Below are 18,532 nucleotides of genomic sequence, written 5' to 3'. Positions count from 1 at the left end.
CTCTCCTGTGACACATGCGATTTGGAGTGGTCAACTTTCCTTGACGCGTCAGGGAAAGTTGACGGCTCCCGGCGAAAGGTGCCAAGGGAGAGAGCCCGGGACGGGCTGACCGTCCGCGAATGTGCGACCAGATCGGCAGAATCGCTGGGAGGGCGATCTGTGTGCACCGTCGCGGCGCCGCCGGAGCGCGAGAAACCTACGACTCGGCGCGCTTGCCCTTCAGGCCGCGCCAGAAGAGGTTGATCATGAGCTCGGTGGCGTCATTGACGTCGGTGTCGCCGGCACTGACGCGGGACGCGATGGCCTCACCCGCGCCCACGAGGGCCACGGCCATCATCTCGAAGTCGCTGTCCGGCTCCGGGTTTCGGGTACCGGTGCTGAGCAGCCGCGCCACCAGGTCGATGATCTTCTCGCGGCCCTCGCGCACCGTGTGGGCGAAGGCCTGCGAGCTGGTGGCCTGGGTGTACAGCACGATCCAGGACGCCCGGTTGCGGTCGATGTACGTCATGAACGACAGCACCGCGTTGCGCAGCAGGTCGCGCGGGCTCTGGGCGAAGTTGATGTCCGCGCGGACGGTGTCGACGAAGCGCGTCAGCTCCCGGTCAAGGCAGGCCGCGAACAACTCTTCCTTCGAGCCGTAGTAGAGGTACAGCATCGGCTTGGAGATCTCGGCCTGCGCGGCGATCGCGTCCATCGAGGTCTCGTGATAGCCGTTCACCGAGAACATCTGCACGGCAGCGTCGAGCATCTGCTGTTCGCGGACGGCCCGCGGCAGCCGCTTGGTTCCACCTGCCATCAGAACAGGGTATGCAACAAGCAGCTCACTTCACGCATTTGGCACCCGGGCCCTTCATGGCCGCCACCCGAAGCACCGACTTGTCGACCTGCGCCTGGTCCAGCTGGCCGGCCCGCGCGGCGGCCTCCAGCTTGTCCAGCACGTCCGGGATGCCGTCGGTGGTGATCCACAGGGCGACGTCCGCGCCGGCCTGGATCGCCTTCAGCGCCGCGTCGGCGATGCCGAAGTGCTGGGTGATGGCGGCCATGCCGGTCAGGTCGTCGGTGAACACGACGCCGTCGAACGGCGGGCCGCCGTACTCGCCGCTGCGCAGCAGGTCATAGGCCGGCTTGCTGAGGCTGGCGGGGTCGTCGCCCAGAGTCAGTCCCGGCACCTGCAGGTGACCGACCATCACCGCGACGGGCTGCTGCGTCGTCAGCGTCCGGTACGGCACGAGGTCGCTGTCCTTGAGCGCCTCGAGCGGCGGGGTCTTCACGCCACCGGTGTGCGAGTCACCCGAACCGTGCCCGTGCCCAGGGAAGTGCTTGAGCACCGGAACCAAACCCGCCTCCCGCAGGCCCGCGGCGTACGCACCGGCGTACTCGGTGACCTTGTCCGGCGTCGCACCGAACGAGCGGTCGCCGATCACCTCGTCGTCGGACTCTTCGGTGACGTCGGCGTCGGGCGCGAAGTCGATGGTGATGCCGAACTTGTCCTTCATCTGCTGACCGCGGTCCTTGGCGATGGCCTGGACCTCGGCCGGCGTCTTCGTCGTCGCCAGCACCCGCGCCGACTCCTGCTTGCCGATCAGCTTCTTCAGCCGGGACACCCGGCCACCTTCTTCATCGATGCTGACCGCCAGCGGCAACGCGCCGGATGCCGCCTGCAGCTCAGGGATCGAACCGTCCGACAGCATGGACAGGTCCGTCCAGCTGCCGATGAAGATGCCGCCGACCTGCTGCTGTGTCACCGCGGCACGGGCGTCGGCGGCGTCCTTGACGCCCACCATGAGCAACTGGGCCAGCTTCTGCCGCAGCGTCAGCGTGCTCAGCAGCGCGTGCGGATCGCACGGCGGAGCCGTGGGGGCGGGCGCGTCCATCGGCTTACTCGACGACGACGTGGTCTTGGCCTGGCTGGACGTGCTGGACGCGGCAGGATGGTCGGACGACGACGAGCAACCAGCCACCAGTCCGGACACCAGTGCCAGCACTCCGAGGGTTCGGGGCAGGGACATGGGTTTCGAGCCTAACGGTTCCGGTCGCGGTCCCCCGGGACCCCGTGAGACGGCCGCCGAAACGGGGCCCAGGCAGGTCGTCATGCTAGTTTGGGCGCCATGGACCGCTTCCTCGTGCCCGCCGGAGCCAGCATCGTGGTCGGTCTGTTGCTCGGCGCTGCAGCGGTCTTCGGCACCACGCTGATGCTGGAGCAGGACACCAAGCCGACGCTGCAATCGGGCGATCCAGCGTCATCGGTGCTCAACCGGGTCGAATACGGCAACCGCAGCTGATCCCGTAGCGCCCCTCTCGCGGCGCTGCCTATGGGTCGTCAGCGCGGTCGCACTGGTCCTGACGTTCGCCCAGTCACCGGGCCGGGTCTCGCCCGACACCAAACTCGATCTCACCGCCAACCCCGCGCGTTTCCTGGCGCGGGCGGCGAATCTGTGGAGCAGCGACCTGCCCTTCGGCCAGTCGCAGAACCAGGCCTACGGCTATCTGTTCCCGCACGGGACGTTCTTCCTCGCCGGTGACGTCATCGGCCTGCCCGGCTGGGTGACGCAGCGGCTGTGGTGGGCGTTGCTGCTGGTCGTCGGGTTCTGGGGAGTCATCCGGGTCGCCGAGGCCCTGGGCATCGGCAGCCGGTCCTCCCGCGTGCTCGCCGCCGTGGCGTTCGCCCTGTCCCCGCGGGCGCTGACGACGCTGGGCGCCATCTCCTCCGAGACGCTGCCCATGATGCTGGCGCCGTGGGTGCTGCTGCCGGTGATCCTGGCGCTGCGTGGTGACCCGAGGGTTCGGCAGCTGGCCGCGCGCTCGGCCGTCGCCGTTGCGCTGATGGGCGCCGTCAACGCCGTCGCCACGCTGACCGGCTGCCTGGCCGCGCTCATCTGGTGGGCCGCGCACCGGCCCAACCGCCGCTGGTGGCGCTTCACGGCGTGGTGGTTCGGCTGCACGCTGCTCGCGATCCTGTGGTGGGCGGTCGCGCTGCTGCTGCTCGGCCGGATCAGCCCACCGTTCCTGGACTTCATCGAGTCGTCGGGCGTCACGACGCAGTGGCTGTCACTCACCGAGGTGCTGCGCGGCACCTACGGCTGGACGGCATTCGTCGCGACCAACGCGACGGCCGGTTCGTCGCTGGTGACCGGTTCGGTGGCGGTGCTCGCCACGACGCTGGTCGCCGCCGGCGGCATGGCGGGCCTGGCCATGCGCAGCATGCCGGCCCGGGGCCGCCTCATCTCGATGCTGCTGTTCGGTCTGCTGCTGCTCGCGGTCGCCTACTCCGGTGGCCTGGGCTCGCCGATCGCGCACCAGGTGCAGATGTTCCTGGACGCTGCCGGCACCCCGCTGCGCAACGTCCACAAGCTCGAGCCCGTGCTGCGGCTGCCGTTGACCCTGGGCTTGGCCCACGTGCTCGGCCGCATTCCACTGCCCGGCAGCGCGCCGCGTCGCGAATGGATCCAGGCGTTCGCGCACCTCGAGCGGGACAAGCGGATGGCCGTCGCCGTAGTGCTGCTGACGGCGCTGGCCGCCGGCACGTCACTGGCATGGACGGGTCGGCTCGCCGCACCGGGTGCCTACCGCGCCATTCCGCAGTACTGGCACCAGACCGCGGACTGGCTCGACGCGCACAACGCCGAGACGCCGGGCCGCGTGCTCGTCGCGCCGGGCGCGCCCTTCGCCAACCAGGTCTGGGGAAACACGCACGACGAACCCCTGCAGGTCCTGGAACGCGGCGCATGGGGCGTACGCGACTCGATTCCGCTGACACCGCCCGAAACGATCCGCGCCCTGGACTCCGTGCAACGCCTGTTCGCGACCGGCCGGCCGTCCGCCGGATTGGCCGACACCCTGGACCGCCAAGGCATTTCGTTCATCGTGGTGCGCAACGACCTGGACCCCGACAACTCGCGCTCGGCCCGGCCGCTGCTGGTGCACCGGGCCATCGAGGGTTCCCCCGGCCTGACGCGGGTGGCCCAGTTCGGTGACCCGGTCGGCCCTGGCACGCTGGACGGCTTCGTCTCCGACAGTGGCCTGCGGCCGCGCTACCCAGCCGTCGAGATCTACCGCGTGACGGGCACCGTGTCCACCCAGCCGTACCTCGCCGCCACCGACACCATGCCGCGCGTCGACGGCGGACCCGAATCGCTGCTGCGCATCGACGAGCGCCGCCGCCTGATGGGGCGAAACCCGTTGGGCCCCATGATCTTGACGTCCGATGCGCAACGCGCCGGGCTGCCGGTGCCAGAGGTGACCGCCACCGATACCCCGCTGGCCCGCGAGACCGACTACGGACGCGTCGACGACCACTCGTCGGCAGTCCGGGCCCCCGACGATCCGCGGCGCACCTACAACCGCGTCATGGACTACCCGAGCCCCGGCGCCACCACGGCCTACGGCCAGTGGCCGGGTGGACGGATCACCACGTCGAGTTCGTCGTCCGATTCGACCGCGCTGCCCAACGTGGCGACAGCGGCCGGGCCGGCCGCCGCGATCGACGGCGACACCTCGACCAGCTGGGTGTCGAGCTCGCTGCAAACCGCTGTGGGGCAATGGCTTCAGGTCGACTTCGACCATCCGGTGACCAACGCGACCATCACCCTGACGCCCAGCGCCACCGCCGTCGGCGCCCAGGTGCGTCGTATCGAAGTCGCAACCGCCAACGGCACCAGCACAATTCGCTTCGATCAGCCCGGCAAGCCATTGACCGCCGCCTTGCCCTACGGCGAGACGTCCTGGGTCCGGTTCACCGCGACCGGCACCGACGACGGCTCGCCCGGCGTGCAGTTCGGCATCACCGACTTCTCTGTGACGCAGTACGACGCGTCCGGCTTCGCCCACGCCGTGAGCTTGCGGCACACCGTCGACGTGCCCGGCCCGCCGGCGGGATCGGCTGTCGCGCAATGGGATTTGGGCAATGATCAGCTGGGCCGGCCCGGCTGCGCCGAGGGCCCGAACGGGGTCCGGTGCGCCGCCACCATGGCGCAGTCGCCCGAAGAACCCGTCAACATGAGCCGCACCCTCACCGTGCCGACGCCGACGGCCGTCGTCCCGACGATCTGGGTGCAGGCCCGGCAGGGACCGCACCTGGCCGACCTGGTGAGCCAGCCCGGCACCACCCGGGCGTCCGGCGACTCGGACGTCATCGACGTCGCGGGATCGGCCTACGCCGCCACCGACGGCGATCCGCGGACCGCCTGGGTCGCGCCGCAGGGCATCGTCCAGTTCCGCAACGGTGCCAACCTGACCGTGCACCTGCCGGCGCCGACGACCGTCAGCGCCCTGCGACTCACGCCCAGCGCCTCCGAGCTGCCGGCGCATCCGACCGTCGTCGCCGTCGACCTCGGCAACGGACCGCAGGTGCGACGCATCGGCGACGGCCCGCAGACCATCAAGCTCAACCCCACGAAGACCGACACCATCAAGCTGTCGATCCTCGACTGGCACGACCTGATCGACCGCACGTCACTGGGATTCGACCAGGTGAAGCCGCCCGGCCTCGCCGAGGTCACCGCCCTCGACGACCGCGGCGCGCCGATCGCCCCCGCCGACGCGGCCGCCAACCGACGCCGCGCCATCACGCTGCCGTGTGGCCGCGGACCGATCGTCGCGATCGCCGGCCAGTTCCTGCAGACCTCGGTGCACACCACCGTCGGCGCGCTCCTGGACAGCGAGCCCATCGCGGCCCAGCCCTGCCAATCCGCGCCGCTGCAACTGCCCGCCGGGAAACAGGAGCTGCTGATCAGCCCCGGCCCGTTCTTCACCGTCGTCGGCGCCCGCCTGACGGGCCCGCTCGCCGCCCACATCCACAGTGCCCCAACAACTCCCGCGCAGCTGAAGACATGGACCTCCGATCACCGCGAGGTGGACGTGACGCCGTCTCCGGTGCAGCGGGTGCTCGTCGTGCCCGAGAGCGTCAACCCCGGCTGGACCGCCCACACCGCCAACGGCGCCGTCCTCACGCCGGTGACCATCAACGGCTGGCAGCAGGGCTGGGTGCTGCCGGCCGGCACCGCGGGCATCGTCACACTGACATTCGGGCTGAACACCCCGTACCGCATCGGGTTGTTCGGCGGGCTCGCACTGCTCCCGATCCTGGCGCTCTTGGCGCTGCTGCCGATGCGGCGCCGCGTCGACGACGAGCCGACGCCGACCTGGCAGCCGGGTCCCGCGGTGGTCGGCGTGGCTCTTGCCGGGTTCGGTGTCCTGGTGGCCGGATTCGCGGGTCTGGCGACCGTCGCGGCAGCCATCGGCATCCGGTTCCTGCTGAGGTCGCGGGAGCGGTGGCTGGACGGCTGGACCGTCATCGCCTCGGCGAGTGGCCTCATCGGTGCCGGCGCGGTGCTCAGCGCGTACCCGTGGCGGTCGGTGGACGGCTACGTCGGGCATTCGCCGTGGGTGCAGTTCCTGGCGCTGGTCTCGGTGGCCGCGCTGGCGGCGTCGTTGTGGGACGCGCCGCAGGCGAAAAGCGGATAGCCGTCAGCGCCGGCGGCGCAGGGCCGGTAACGCGATCAGGCAGGTGGCCGCGAGCACGCCGACTCCGATGGCGAAACCGATGCCGGCGCTGCGCAGCCCCCAGTGCTGTGCGGCCAGGCCTTCGCCGATGACGGGCAGCGAGATGGCCAGGTAGGCCACCACGAACAGCGTCGAGCTGACTTCAGCGCGCCGCTCGATTGGTGTGGCCTCGGTGATGGCGGCCAGGCCGCGGCTGAAGCTGATGCCTTGTCCCGCACCGGAAATGACGGCGGCAGCGACGACTCCGGCCAGTGAGCTGGTGATCAGCGCCGCCACCAAGGCGATCATGCCGAGCACCAGCATCGCGCAACCCACGGCCATCGCGCGGTGCGGCTGCGTCTGGTTGGCCGCCACCTGGGCGATCGCCGAGGCGAGGAAGGTGCAGCTGGCGACCAGCCCGGCCGCGGCGTGGTTGTGAATGCCGATCATGGTGGACAGGAACGACGGTGCCAGCGCGGCGAACAGCCCCATGCAGGCGAATCCCGCGAACGTCCCGATCGCGGCGAGGGTGAAAGTGCCGCGTACCTCCGCGGGAAGCTGCAGCCGTTGTATACCAAGTTGCCCAGTCCTGGCTGATGTTTCGGGAATCGCGACGACCGCAAGGCCCGCCGCCACCGCCAGCACGATGTGCAGCGCGAACGCCAGCTGCAGCGGTGCCGGGCAGTATTGGACGAGAACACCGGCCAGGAAGGGACCCGCACCCAGGCCGCCGATGTTGGCGACGGTTGCGATGGCGGCGGCCCTGGTACGCCATTTCGGTGGTGCGGCTTCGATGATCGCTGCGGTGGCCGTGCCGGTGAAGATGCCGGCGGACAGTCCCGACAGCACCCGAGCGGCCACCAGGGTCGTCACATCGCCGGCCATCAGGAACGTCGCGGCGCTGGCGACCGCGAGGGCGACCCCGGCGAGCAGGACCGGTCGTCGACCGATGGCGTCGGACCAGCGTCCGAACAGCATCAACGCCGCCAGCACCCCACCGGCGTAGGCCGCGTAGATCACCGTGCCGGTGAGAACGGTGAAGCCCATGGTGTCGGCGTAGAGCGCATACATCGGGGTGGGCAATGTCGTGCCGGCCATGATCACGGCGAACGCGTACGCCAGCAGCCCGGTGGCCACTGGGCCACTGGCCCTTCGGTTTCGACTGCTCGACGTGCGTGCCTCGGCGCCGACCGTCATAACTGCTTCGACGGCGCTGATACGGAGGACAGCGGAGTCATGGCCTGCACGGCGGCCCGCGTTGTTCCGGCGAGGTCGTGGACGGCGATGTGGCCGATGTAACCGTCGGGGCGGACGAGCACCAGCGTGTCCCGCGTCAAGCCGTAGATCTTGGCGAATTCTCCGGTCGGGTCGCCGAACACGCCGTCGGGGCCGCCGCGGCCTGCATCGACGACGAGGCGGTCGAGTGACGCGCCCGCGGTGGGCCACTCGAGTGCTGCCAGCGCGGCGGCGGCGTGCCGACCGTAGGCCAGCGCGGTGAAATGCGATCCGCGGTAAGCGTCGAACAGTCGCACGCGGCGCCCGTCCGCGGTGACGAGGTCGGCGTCCGGCGCGCGGTCACCGACGCGCAGCGTCGCGGTGTCGTCGGCGGCCGGCGGCGCCAGCGGCCCGCCGCGGTAGGTCAGGGCGAGTTGTTTCTCGTCCGTTCCGCGCCGCAGGCTCGATGGGTCGAGCTTGGCGATCCCCTCGTACTTCTTCGTGGAGAGCCCGAGCACGCCGGCAGCAATGGGCCGGCGTTCCTGTTCATAGGTGTCGAGGAGCCGATCGTCGGCTCCGGCCAGGACCTGGCCGAGTTTCCAGCCCAGGTTGTAGGCGTCGCCGATCCCGGTGTTGAGGCCCTGGGCGCCGGCGGGGGTGTGCACATGCGCGGCATCACCGACCAGCAGGACGCGGCCGCGTCGGTAGTTCTCGGCCAGCCGGATGTTGGGCCGAAAAACCGACTGCCACTGGATGTCTCGCAGCGCGAGCTGCTTGTTGCGGGTATGCGCCTGGATGCGCGCGTTGATCTGAGCCAGGTCTTGCGGCGGATGCTCGTCGGGCGCAAGTCGGATCATCCACTGGAAGGTGTCGCTGTGCGGCAGCGGGCAGGCGCCCACGAAGCGACCCTTGACGCCAGGCCAGACGTGCCAGTACTTGCGCGACAGCCCACCGGAGACCGCGGCGTCGACGATGAGGATGCGGTCGGCCTCGTCGGTGGAACCGCTGAATTCGACGCCGACGATCTTGCGGACCCGGCTGGCGCCGCCGTCAGCGCCGACGAGGTAGCGCGCGGTGATGTCCTCGCCACCATCGGTGGTCGTGACGCGCGCGGTGACATGCGTGCCGTGGTCGGTGAATTCCGTCAACTCGGTTCCGAATTCGACACGGCCACCCAGGGTTTCGAACCGGGCATGCAGTGCGCGGTCGGTGCGGTGCTGGGGGATCAGCCAGGTGTCGGGGTAGGGGACGTCGGCACTGCGCTTGCCTTTGGCCATCGCGCGGTACGGGATGGTGAGGGGGCCGAGGTGGATGCCCATCGGCGGGTACAGGGTGCCCTGATTGAGGACGTCGGGTAGGGCACCCAAGTCCTCGAGGACCTCGAGGGTGCGCGGTTGGACGCCTTTGGCACGCGAACCGTCGAAGGCGTGTGGTGCCTTGTCGATGAGGCGTACCGCCACGCCGCGGCGGGCGAGGTCGATCGCGAGCGCGGTGCCGGCCGGCCCCGCGCCGATGATCAAGACGTCGGTGGTGCTGCTTGTTGTGGTCATGGGTCAAGCCGATCTGTAGAAGGTCGCCAATTGGTCGGCGACGACGAGGGGACGTTCGAAAGGAGCCATGTGGCCGCAGTCATCGATGACGTGGCATTGGCTGGGCCGAAGCAGTTCGCGGACCCGGTCCAGGCTGCTGATCGGCGTGACGTGGTCCTCACGGCCCCAGATCAGCTGGGTGGGCAGATCAAGCGTGCCCGTGCGCCGGTAGAGCTCGGCGCGGTCGAATAGCGGAAAGTGTTGCAGCGTCTCGAAAAGCGCGTAGATGGATCCTTCGTACCGCGCGGCGTCGCCGACCATCGCCGCCAGCACGGCGGCGCGGTAGGGGTCTGCCACATTGTGTCCCAGATGCCGATCGAGGACACGCCGCCCGAATCGCTTGGCGATGAAGCCGGCCGTGATGTCGTTGCCCACCAACAGCTTCTGTGCAAGAGGTTGACGGCTCAGCCCGGCAGGACCCACCAGCGTCAGCGTGGCCATGCTGCCGGCGTGCTGACCCACGTACGCCATGGCAATAAGCGCTCCCATCGACGTGCCCACCATGTGGCGCGTGGCGGGCAGGTCGAGGTACTCGACGAGCTCACGGAGTTGGCGGACGAACAGCGCCTCGTCGTAAGGGGCGACGACGCGATCGGAGTAGCCGCGGCCATAGCCGCTGTAGGCCAGGGTCCGCAGTCCGCGGGCGTGGAGCTCGGCAGCCAGATCGTCCCAGTAGAACAGCGGGATCGTCAGCCCGCCCGCCAGTACGACGACGTCGCCGCCGTCAGGCCCGGCCAGCTCGTAATGCGTTATGCCATCTGACAATCGGATGTAGTTGCCCCGCAAGGTGCGCCGCGTGGCAGCATCGAGTCTGCGGTCTTCTCCTGCCGCGACGAAGTACTTCATTCGGTGTTCCTAGGCTGAGACGGACTTCAGGAATTCGGCGATCGCATCGGCTACCCAGGCGGGGTCTTCTTCGGGGAGCAGGTGCCCGCCATTGGGATGGACTTTTTCGATGCTGCCGGCGATGTCGCGCGTGAAGTGCTGGCCGTCCATGCCGGCGCTGCGCAGCACCAGGGTCGGCACGTCGATGTTAGGGATCTCGCCGCTGCGGTCGGCCTGGTCGGTGCACAGGAAATCGATGAACGCCGAGCGGTTACCGGGCCGGTTCCATAACCGGTGCGCGCGCTCCACCATCGCGGCATCGACGACGTCGGAGTTCGGCCCGACGGCCTGGCGCAGACTGCGCTCGACGGCACGGCGCGGCATGAACCGCCGCAACAGTTGGCCCGCAATGGGATTGCGCGCCAGTGCCATCGCGGCCGGCAGTTCCTTGTCGGGATAGCCGGTGGCATTGATCAACACCAAACCGGTCAGCTGCAGGTTCTCGGGATGATCGAGCGCGAGGTTCCAGGCGATGTTGCCGCCCAACGAGTTACCCACCACGGCGCATCGCTCGACGCCGATGGCGTCGAAGATGCGGGCAAGCGTCCCGGCGTACGTGGTGACGCGATAGTCGCCGTCGGGACGCGGCCCCGTCACCCCGAAACCAGGCAGATCCAGGCGAATCACATCGAAGGACCCGCACAGCCGTTGGGCTACGGCCTCCACCCCGTACAGCGACGACGCGCTGCCGTGCAGCAGCACCACCGTCGGGCCCTTGCCTGACCGCCGGTAATGGATGCGCATGCCGTCGACGGTGGCAAACCGCGAGTCCGCGTGAACATCGATATCGCGAAGATTCATAATGGATACAGTGTTGCCGTTATTGCAATGGCTGTCAAGGGTGGGCATACTGGCGGCGTGAGCACGTCAGGTACCAGCACCGAGTTGGAGCAGAGCCCGCGGCGATCGCGCGGCCGCCCGCGAGTGCCGCTGGACCGGATCATCGCGACGGCCATTGCGCTCCTGGACGAGGAGGGCGCCGACGCGCTGTCGATGCGCAATCTGGCCCAGCGCCTGGACTCCGGTACCGCGACGTTGTATCGACACTTCACCGGCCGAGCCCAGCTGGTCGCTCAGGTGATCGACAGCGTGTTGGCCGAGGCACATATCGACGACGAGGCGCTCGACGCCATGACATGGCAGCATGCCTGCAAAACGTTGGCGCACAGCCTGTTCGACGTGTTCCGGCGCCACCCGCACGTGGCACCACTACTGGTTGAGAAGATCCCCACCGGGCCCAATGCAATGACCCAGCGCGAACAGACCATCGCACTGCTGCTCAAATCAGGCTTCGCGGCCCCCCTGGCCGCACAGGCGTGCGCCACACTGGCGCGCTATGTGCTGGGGTTCGCGACCCAGTTGACCCCACCGGATGCAGGCGCCGCGGACCAGGTCGAGGTCTGGCAGACCCTGGATCCCCAGGCGTTTCCGGCCACCGTCAGCGTCGCCGATCATCTGCCCGTGCCGCTGGAGCAGGAGTTCGCCTTCGGCCTGGAACTGCTCATCAATGGCTTGAGTCAGGTTGCGCACCAAGGAAACTGAGATGGGAGCAATCAAGCGAGCAGGACGCTGAGCGCCACGACAGCGACCGCCGCGGCTGCGGTCGTCGCGGCCGGAGCCATCGCGGTCAGCGGGTCGCGGTCCCGCCGGTGGTAGAGGGCGGCACCCCCACGCAGGGGTTACGCAATTCGCCCAACGCCTCGACAGCTGAGCGCACCACCGTGCCGGGGGTGAGGTAGCGCGCCGGTGTGCGCGAGTACCCGACCCCGGCCGGGGTACCGGTGAAGATGAGGTCGCCCGGTAGCAGCGCGCACACCGTCGAGAGGTGACTGATGAGCGCTTCGACGCCGAAGATCATGTCGCTGGTGCGGGCCTGCTGGACGACTTCATCGTCGAGTGCCGTGGCAATCGCCAAATCATGGACGTCGGGTAGCTCGTCGAGCGTTGTGATCCACGGGCCGACGGGGCTGAATCCTTGGTAGCTCTTGGCCAAGCTGAACTGTGGTGGCGCACCGGCCATTTGTGACTGCCGTTCAGAGATGTCCTGGCCGATGCAATATCCGGCGACGTGCCGCAACGCATCGGTGACGCCGATGTTGCGCCCACCGCGGCCGATCACGACAACCAGTTCGACTTCCCAATCACACGTTGCGGTGGGCAGGGGGATCGTCCCGCCCGGTCCGGTGATCGAGGACGCGAACTTGGTGAAGATCAGCGGTTCGTCAGGCACCGCCAATCCGGTTTCCGTCCCGTGGTCGGCGTAATTCAGCCCGACAGCGAAGATTTGGCGCGGCGCGATGACCGGCGGGCCGAGCACGCTCAGATCCGCGAGCAGGTCGGCGGCGTTCAGCTGGATATCCGGTTCGGGCTGGCGGTCCGCCAACCAGGCCTGCACGGCGTCAATGGCAGCGACAGCGTGGTCGGGATGACTGGGTAGGGACCCGCCGGAGGCCTTCCCGATGTCGACGAGGCCGGCGTCGGTGATAATGACTGCACGTCCGTCGTAATTGGCGAGTTTCATGAGCGTCTCTTCGTGTGGGTTTCGATGTGGATGGTCATGGCGGTCAGTCCAGCCGCACGGGCGGGTCGGGGTAACTGACCATCGCCGACACCTGCTCGTCGGTCATGGCAAGGATCAGCTGGTAGACCTCGTCCGGGTAGGCCATGTGCGGTTTGGCAGGGTCGTAGGCCGGCTGGGCGACCGGGGTTTCGGTCCGGTCGAACGGTGCCGGGTTCTTGTAGGTTTCCAACTCCTCGGCGCTGATGCCGTTGATCGCCACGGTTTCAGGATCGATCCACGCCGCGGGATCGATCGCATCGCCGGTGGTCAGCTCGAGCACGATTCCCTCCGGCCCGCCGAAATACATCGACCGGCAGAACCCGTGGTCGATGGGCCCCAGGACGGGGACACCGTGACTGCGGATCCGGTCGCGCAGAGCAAGCAGTTCGTCATCGGTGTCCACCCACAGCGCGACATGCTGCATGGCGCCCGGCGCGACAGGGGCGGTCGGATCGGCGGCGTGGGTGACCCCGTACTGCTTCGTATCGGGATTGCCGGGGTGATAGACAAATGCGATGTAGGACTTGGGATTCAGCTCGACAAAGCCATGCCAGCAGCCTTCAGCGCCGTGCATCGGATACAACGCCTTGAGCGCACACCCCAATACGGTGCTGAAGAACTCGATCTGGCCTTTGATGTCGCGGGTCGCGATGGCCAGGTGATTGACTGCTGACGGATGGATGACGGTCGACATGGCGGTGTTCACTCCTGCCCTTGGTGCTGACTGCTCTTCAGTTGTCGCTGACACCACTCGTGCACGACCTGCGAGTAACCGCTGGTGTGGAACAACATGAGTTGGTGCACAGCGTCGGGGTGGATGTGCAGATCCACGGGTCCACCGGCCGCGCCGGCTACCGCCCTGGCCATATCCGGCGTGAAGATCGGGTCCTTCTCGCCCACGGCGAACAGGATGGGTTTGGTGTTGTCGGCCAACGGAACAGCCGGGTCGTACCGCATGATCGAGCCCCACGCGGCCAGGTCATAGCTCCAGGTGTTGAGCGGGTCGGCGTGTTTCTGCCGACCCGCGCCGTGGAAGCCGTAGTCCTCGTCGAAATCGATGTACTGCTCGATGTCGAAGCGCAGCGCCGGACCGAAGAAACTGGTCATCTGCTCGAATGCTGCAGTGCGGAAAGGATTTTCGGCCGGAATCAGCGGCGAGGACGGGATTGCGAGTCCCATCAGGATCGCGCCGGCGTAGTCATCGGACGCGGCGTAGGCGCAATAGGCGGCCGCCGTACCCAGCGAGGAACCTTTGATGAACACCGGCAACCCGGTGTGGGCGACGATGTGGTCGGTGACGGCCATTGCCGCGTCGACCCATTCCTGCAGGGTGAACTGCCCGGCGCGACGGTCGACGCAGGACCGGCCATGGCCGGGGGCGTCCATGCACCACACCTCGGCACCCAGGCCGGCATAGTGCGCGCCGAATTTGTCGTAGATCCCGCCGTGGCCGCCAGTGCCGTGTTGTACCAACAGCACGTGGTCGGCCGACGGGTCGGTGAACCGGTAGGCGAACGTGTCGCCGATCATGTGTTCTTCGCGTTGCATCAACTATTTCCTTGCCGGGGTGGGGAATTCGGAATCGAGAGGGGTTCTTCGCACTCGCCGCGCCCAGACGCGACGCCCGCGGGCGCACCCGCATTAAATTGATGGTCATCAACTAAGTGATGTGATGCAGGTTATCCAGAAAAGTTGATGGTCGTCAACATCTTGTTCTAAACTTCCGAAATGAGCACTGCCAAGCGCCGCGGCCGGCCGCCGGCCACCGAGTCACCGGCCGCGCTGACGGACATCTTGTCGGCGGCGCTGAAGACGTTCGCCGAGAACGGTTACGACGGCACCTCGGCCGCCGCACTCAATCGGGAACTCGGCGTGAGCCACAACCTCATTCATCAGCGGTTCGGATCCAAGGAAGACCTCTGGTACGCGGCGGTGGATTGGGCGTTCGGCGAAATCGAGGACGAGATCACCATCGACCCCCAGCTCGCCGACAGTGATCTGATGGAGGCCCTGCGGCGTGGCCTGATCCAGCTCCTCGAGGTCCACGCGCGCCATCCCGAGATACTGCGGATGGTCACCGTGGAAGGCGCACACCCCGGCCCGCGGTTGACGTATCTGTTCGACGCGCACATCCATCCGCTGTATGCGCGGCTGACCACCCCACTGAAGACGTTGGTTGATCGCGGGGTACTGACGGACGTCGATGTGCGCAGCCTGCACTTCCTCGTGGCCCACGGCGCTACGTCACCCTTCAGCTTGGCCCCGTTGGCGACGATGCTCGAGCCCGTCGACCCCCTTGACCCGACCGCGGTGCGCCGGCACGCGGAATTCGTCGCCGACCTCGTCGTGGCCGGGCTGCGGGCTCGCGGAGCGTGAAAACCATGAGATGCCAATGAAAGTCACCCTCAGCTTCGACAACGGCCCGACCGAGACGACCGCCGAAGTGCTCGACGTGCTCGCCGACCGCGGCATCAAGGCCACGTTCTTCGTGGTGGGTGAACAACTCACCCGACCAGGCACCCGCGCATTGGCCGAGCGCGCCAAGGCAGACGGGCACTGGATCGGCAACCACACCATGACTCATTCGGTGCAGTTCGGTGACCACGACGACCCCGAGCTGCCCGACCGCGAGATCGGCGCAGCCCAAGACGCCATCGGCCCATTGGCGCACCCCGACAAGCTGTTCCGCCCTTATGCCGGTGGCGGCGTGCTGGACCGCCGCGTGTTCAACTCGGCGACAATCGATTACCTGCAACGGCACCGCTACACCTGCGTTCTGTGGACGTCGGTGCCCCACGACTGGGATTCACCCGAACAGTGGGTTCAGCGCTGCCTCCACGATGTCGTCCAGCAGGACTGGAGCGTCGTGGTCATCCACGACCTGCCCACAGGCGCGATGCGTCACCTGCCGGCCTTCCTCGACGAGCTCGACCGGCTCGGCGCCGAAATTGTTCAGGGCTTCCCCGACGCGTGCGTGCCCATCCGCAACGGCGCCCTCACCACCGACCTGAGCGCGCTCACCACCCACTAGCGCCATCAGTCGCCGGTCGATGCGTGGTTGACACCTCCCAGTATTATCGGACACACTGTATCCGTTATTACTGCGCCCCACGAAGGCCGTACAGGAGATCACGAGTGACCCGAATTCTGTTGCGCGGCGCGCATGTAGTGACCATGGCTCCGAATCGACCCGACACGGAACACACCGACATCCTCATCGAGGACGATCGAATCGCGACGATGGGCGACCGCCTCGACCCCACCGGCGCCGACGTCGTCGACCTCACCGACCGCATCGTCATCCCGGGGCTCGTCAATGCCCACCTGCACACCTGGCAGACCGCGCTACGGTTCGCCGGCGCGGACTGGTCATTGCTGGAATACCTCGCCCACACCCACGGCCACGTCGCCCGCAGATACCGACCCGAAGACATGTACATCGGCACCTTGGCCGGCGCGTTGAACCAGATCAATTGCGGGACAACCACCTTGGGCGACTGGTGTCACAACTGCCTGACTCCGGAGCACGCCGATGCCGCCATCGACGCGCTGACCGCCGCCGGCATTCGCGCGGTCTTCTTGCACGGCACCCCGCACGGCGGCCCGACCAAACCGCATGACGTGCGCGAGGTCGACCGGCTCCTCGACGGGCCGGTCGCCAACAGCACACTGCTCACGCTGGGAATGGCCATCAAGGGCCCGCAATTGTCGACACCCGACGTGGCGATCGGGGACTTGCGGGCCGCCCTTGAACGCGGCGTGATCGCCTCGATGCACCAGAGCGCGGGAGCCCCCGCCAAGGGCTGGGCAGCTGTCGGCGCTGCGGGCCTGTGGGGGCCACACGCCAACATCGTGCACGGCACCGGCCTGACCGACGATTGGGTCAAGCGCCTCGTCGACGCGGGAGCCAGCTTCACCTCCACCCCGGAAAATGAATTGGGGCAAGGACATTGCACGTCAATCACCGAACAACTGCTGCGTGCGCACGCGGCCCCGTCACTGGGTACCGACACCGAAACCGCTGTCTCCGGCCAAGTTCTCACCGCCGCCCGGATAACCCTGGCCCGCCAGCGCGGACTGACCCACGACCTGGAATTGCGCCGCACCGGACTGAGCGCACCGACCGCCGCGCCAACCAGTAAGCAGGCACTGTCCTGGGCGACCGTCCACGGTGCCCGCGCCCTGGGCCTGTCCGACCGGGTCGGCCACCTCGCCCCTGGCATGCAGGCCGATCTGGTCGTCATCGACGCCCGGGCATTGAACCTGTGGCCCGCGCACGACCCGGTCGCCGCGGCACTGCAAGCCGACATCGCCAACATCGAGGCAGTCATGATCGCCGGCACCTGGCGCAAGCGCCACCATGCCCTGGTGGACACCGACATCGACGCTGTCAAAGACCGGCTGAAGGAGTCCGGCGAACGATTCGCACACAAGATCCGCGCGACCGGGCCGATGGCCCGCACCCGACGCCGCGTCGTGCGCACGGTGGTGCGCCGGCACCTTCGCCACCAGACGCGCTCCGGTGGTGCCTGAAACACGGCTATCCGACCGAGGCCGGCTCCGGAACGTCCGTGATCGCACTGTCCCGCGGTGACGGGGCGTGCCGGGATTCCCAGCGGCGCAGCAACTCGCGGCAGGGCGACTCGATCAATCCGTAGCTGACGGCGGCGATCGCGAAACCGAAAATCCAGGTCAAGATCAGCACGATCGGCATGTGGCCGTTGAACGGGAACTCACCGATCACCGGGAACACCATGGCCAGCGCCGCGAGGTGCCAGATGAACAGGCCGTAGGACCAGCGGCCCAACGTCACCATCGTGGTGCTGCCGAGGATCCGGTGCGGCGTCCCGGGTGCGTCCAGCACCAGCGGCGCCAGCAGTGCCCCGGCGACCACCGCACCCATCGCCGTCTTGACCACGACCTGGCTGACGGCGCCCGGTGCGAGTCCGATGTTGCCGGCCAGCGGCGTCGCCGCGATGACGAACGCGACCCCGGCGATGGCCGCCATCACCCAGCGGCGCCGGGCCAGCTGGTGCATGCGGCCGACGGGCATGACGGTCAGCTCGGCCAGCAGCATGCCGGCGGCGAACCACGAGAACAGCGCCGGCAGCCAGTTCATCTGGTTGACGCCGAACGGCAGGTGCCATGGCAGCGCAGGCCACGCGAAGCTCGCCACCGCCAGTGCCGCGATGGCGGGCACCCGCCAGTCCACCGGCAACCGGCGGGCCAAGAGCGCCAGCAGCGGCAGGGCCAGATAGAAGCTGACCTCGACGGCCAGGCTCCACATCTGCGTCAGCCCGGCGGTCAGCGTCAGCGGTACATAGACCTGGGTGAGCGTGAGGTTGGCGAGCCACACCGTCAGGTCGGCGTGCGCCTCGGGCAACAGCGCCAGGATCACCACGACGGCCACCAGATAGCCCGGCATGATGCGGACGATGCGCGAGCGCAGGTAGTGGCCCGTCGGCGGCCGGTGCCGCAGGCCGCGCGCGGCGGCGGCGTGCCCGCGCCACAACAGGAAGCCCGACAGCGCGAAGAACACGGCGACCGCCAGGTCGAACCGGGTGAACAAGCGGCCGTACCAGCCGCTGCTGTTGGCCGTCTGGAACGCCACGTGAGTGAGGACGACGCCCATGGCGGCACAGGCCCGCATGCCCTCGACAGCGGGCAGGAAACTGCGGGTGCCGCTCACCTCAGCACTGCCCGCGGTGTCGTGTCCCAGGTCGCCCACGACCCCAGTGTGCCGGGTGCCCGGTCTCGGCGGCGAATCTCACCGACACCCGCACACCACTCTGAGGGTGTGCCT

16 protein-coding genes are annotated in these 18,532 nt (G+C 68.2%); 6 read left to right on the top strand and 10 right to left on the bottom strand.

Translation table 11 applies throughout. The features are described 5' to 3' along the window. Positions 1-196: 196 nt before the first annotated feature. Entirely contained in the window at positions 197-796 is a 600-nt protein-coding gene (locus ACJH6J_RS12130) for a TetR/AcrR family transcriptional regulator (RefSeq protein WP_073697390.1), read from the bottom strand. Between the two features lie 25 nt (positions 797-821). Further along, positions 822-2,009 carry a glycoside hydrolase family 3 N-terminal domain-containing protein gene (locus ACJH6J_RS12125; RefSeq protein ID WP_406801644.1) on the bottom strand — a complete coding sequence of 396 codons (1,188 nt, stop codon included), beginning with the start codon at positions 2,007-2,009 and terminating at the stop codon, positions 822-824. 99 nt (positions 2,010-2,108) lie between these two features. Between ACJH6J_RS12125 and ACJH6J_RS12120 the strand changes: the two genes are divergently transcribed. Together ACJH6J_RS12120 and ACJH6J_RS12115 are read left to right on the top strand one after the other, a co-directional pair. Continuing rightward, on the top strand, positions 2,109-2,282 hold the full coding sequence (locus tag ACJH6J_RS12120; protein WP_020103457.1) for a DUF2613 domain-containing protein: 174 nt from the start codon (positions 2,109-2,111) through the stop codon (positions 2,280-2,282). Next, entirely contained in the window at positions 2,233-6,462 is a 4,230-nt protein-coding gene (locus ACJH6J_RS12115; protein WP_406804028.1) for an alpha-(1->3)-arabinofuranosyltransferase, read from the top strand. The genes ACJH6J_RS12120 and ACJH6J_RS12115 overlap by 50 nt, the downstream gene beginning before the upstream one ends. A 3-nt stretch (positions 6,463-6,465) precedes the next feature. Here ACJH6J_RS12115 and ACJH6J_RS12110 read toward each other — a convergent pair whose 3' ends face one another. Genes ACJH6J_RS12110 through ACJH6J_RS12095 form a run of 4 tightly spaced genes read right to left on the bottom strand, consistent with a single transcriptional unit; the run spans position 6,466 to position 11,018 of the window. Then, positions 6,466-7,617, bottom strand: coding sequence for an MFS transporter (locus tag ACJH6J_RS12110; RefSeq protein WP_371824505.1), 1,152 nt, complete (start codon positions 7,615-7,617; stop codon positions 6,466-6,468). 56 nt (positions 7,618-7,673) lie between these two features. After that, positions 7,674-9,245 carry an FAD-dependent monooxygenase gene (locus tag ACJH6J_RS12105; RefSeq protein WP_406803993.1) on the bottom strand — a complete coding sequence of 524 codons (1,572 nt, stop codon included), beginning with the start codon at positions 9,243-9,245 and terminating at the stop codon, positions 7,674-7,676. A gap of 3 nt (positions 9,246-9,248) precedes the next feature. Continuing rightward, the gene (locus tag ACJH6J_RS12100; RefSeq protein ID WP_318984777.1) at positions 9,249-10,130 is read right to left on the bottom strand and encodes an alpha/beta fold hydrolase; all 882 of its coding nucleotides are present in this window, start codon (positions 10,128-10,130) and stop codon (positions 9,249-9,251) included. A 9-nt stretch (positions 10,131-10,139) separates the two neighbouring features. After that, positions 10,140-11,018, bottom strand: a complete 879-nt coding sequence (locus tag ACJH6J_RS12095; RefSeq protein WP_346416509.1) for an alpha/beta hydrolase — start codon at positions 11,016-11,018, stop codon at positions 10,140-10,142. A gap of 9 nt (positions 11,019-11,027) precedes the next feature. Between ACJH6J_RS12095 and ACJH6J_RS12090 the strand changes: the two genes are divergently transcribed. Further along, entirely contained in the window at positions 11,028-11,711 is a 684-nt protein-coding gene (locus ACJH6J_RS12090; RefSeq protein ID WP_318984778.1) for a TetR/AcrR family transcriptional regulator, read from the top strand. A gap of 85 nt (positions 11,712-11,796) precedes the next feature. Here the strand turns inward: ACJH6J_RS12090 and ACJH6J_RS12085 are convergent, their stop codons facing one another. From ACJH6J_RS12085 to ACJH6J_RS12075, 3 genes are read right to left on the bottom strand one after another with little or no spacing between them, the layout of a single operon-like run. Then, positions 11,797-12,690 carry a fumarylacetoacetate hydrolase family protein gene (locus tag ACJH6J_RS12085; RefSeq protein ID WP_406803992.1) on the bottom strand — a complete coding sequence of 298 codons (894 nt, stop codon included), beginning with the start codon at positions 12,688-12,690 and terminating at the stop codon, positions 11,797-11,799. Between the two features lie 43 nt (positions 12,691-12,733). After that, positions 12,734-13,423, bottom strand: a complete 690-nt coding sequence (locus ACJH6J_RS12080) for a VOC family protein (protein WP_406803991.1) — start codon at positions 13,421-13,423, stop codon at positions 12,734-12,736. A gap of 8 nt (positions 13,424-13,431) precedes the next feature. After that, positions 13,432-14,277, bottom strand: coding sequence for an alpha/beta fold hydrolase (locus tag ACJH6J_RS12075; protein ID WP_318984781.1), 846 nt, complete (start codon positions 14,275-14,277; stop codon positions 13,432-13,434). A 180-nt stretch (positions 14,278-14,457) separates the two neighbouring features. On the opposite strand from ACJH6J_RS12075, the gene ACJH6J_RS12070 reads away from it, so the two are divergent. From ACJH6J_RS12070 to ACJH6J_RS12060, 3 genes are all read left to right on the top strand, one after another. Further along, complete coding sequence (locus tag ACJH6J_RS12070; RefSeq protein ID WP_318984782.1) at positions 14,458-15,105, top strand: TetR/AcrR family transcriptional regulator; 648 nt, start codon at positions 14,458-14,460, stop codon at positions 15,103-15,105. Positions 15,106-15,121: 16 nt separating this feature from the next. Next, positions 15,122-15,760 (top strand): polysaccharide deacetylase family protein, encoded by a 639-nt coding sequence (locus ACJH6J_RS12065; RefSeq protein WP_406803990.1) that lies wholly within the window; start codon positions 15,122-15,124, stop codon positions 15,758-15,760. Between the two features lie 104 nt (positions 15,761-15,864). Next, positions 15,865-17,262: an amidohydrolase family protein gene (locus ACJH6J_RS12060; RefSeq protein WP_406803989.1), complete on the top strand. Its 1,398-nt coding sequence runs from the start codon at positions 15,865-15,867 to the stop codon at positions 17,260-17,262. 7 nt (positions 17,263-17,269) lie between these two features. Here ACJH6J_RS12060 and ACJH6J_RS12055 read toward each other — a convergent pair whose 3' ends face one another. Further along, on the bottom strand, positions 17,270-18,379 hold the full coding sequence (locus tag ACJH6J_RS12055; RefSeq protein ID WP_406804027.1) for an acyltransferase family protein: 1,110 nt from the start codon (positions 18,377-18,379) through the stop codon (positions 17,270-17,272). Between the last annotated feature and the right edge of the window lie 153 nt (positions 18,380-18,532).

The sequence above is a fragment of the Mycobacterium sp. SMC-18 genome (genome assembly GCF_045310895.1).
GTDB lineage: Bacteria > Actinomycetota > Actinomycetes > Mycobacteriales > Mycobacteriaceae > Mycobacterium.
Note: the sequence above shows the minus strand (reverse complement) of the source record. Positions and strands in the feature narration are given on the sequence as shown.

Bases quoted from the DNA above. Each gene is read 5' to 3' on its own strand.
- ACJH6J_RS12075 (WP_318984781.1), bottom strand. From the start codon at position 14,277: ATGCAACGCGAAGAACACATGATCGGCGACACGTTCGCCTACCGGTTC.
- ACJH6J_RS12125 (WP_406801644.1), bottom strand. From the start codon at position 2,009: ATGTCCCTGCCCCGAACCCTCGGAGTGCTGGCACTGGTGTCCGGACTG.
- ACJH6J_RS12120 (WP_020103457.1), top strand. From the start codon at position 2,109: ATGGACCGCTTCCTCGTGCCCGCCGGAGCCAGCATCGTGGTCGGTCTG.
- ACJH6J_RS12095 (WP_346416509.1), bottom strand. From the start codon at position 11,018: ATGCCCACCCTTGACAGCCATTGCAATAACGGCAACACTGTATCCATT.
- ACJH6J_RS12080 (WP_406803991.1), bottom strand. From the start codon at position 13,423: ATGTCGACCGTCATCCATCCGTCAGCAGTCAATCACCTGGCCATCGCG.
- ACJH6J_RS12065 (WP_406803990.1), top strand. From the start codon at position 15,122: ATGAAAGTCACCCTCAGCTTCGACAACGGCCCGACCGAGACGACCGCC.
- ACJH6J_RS12105 (WP_406803993.1), bottom strand. From the start codon at position 9,245: ATGACCACAACAAGCAGCACCACCGACGTCTTGATCATCGGCGCGGGG.
- ACJH6J_RS12130 (WP_073697390.1), bottom strand. From the start codon at position 796: ATGGCAGGTGGAACCAAGCGGCTGCCGCGGGCCGTCCGCGAACAGCAG.
- ACJH6J_RS12055 (WP_406804027.1), bottom strand. From the start codon at position 18,379: ATGCGGGCCTGTGCCGCCATGGGCGTCGTCCTCACTCACGTGGCGTTC.
- ACJH6J_RS12085 (WP_406803992.1), bottom strand. From the start codon at position 12,690: ATGAAACTCGCCAATTACGACGGACGTGCAGTCATTATCACCGACGCC.
- ACJH6J_RS12070 (WP_318984782.1), top strand. From the start codon at position 14,458: ATGAGCACTGCCAAGCGCCGCGGCCGGCCGCCGGCCACCGAGTCACCG.
- ACJH6J_RS12100 (WP_318984777.1), bottom strand. From the start codon at position 10,130: ATGAAGTACTTCGTCGCGGCAGGAGAAGACCGCAGACTCGATGCTGCC.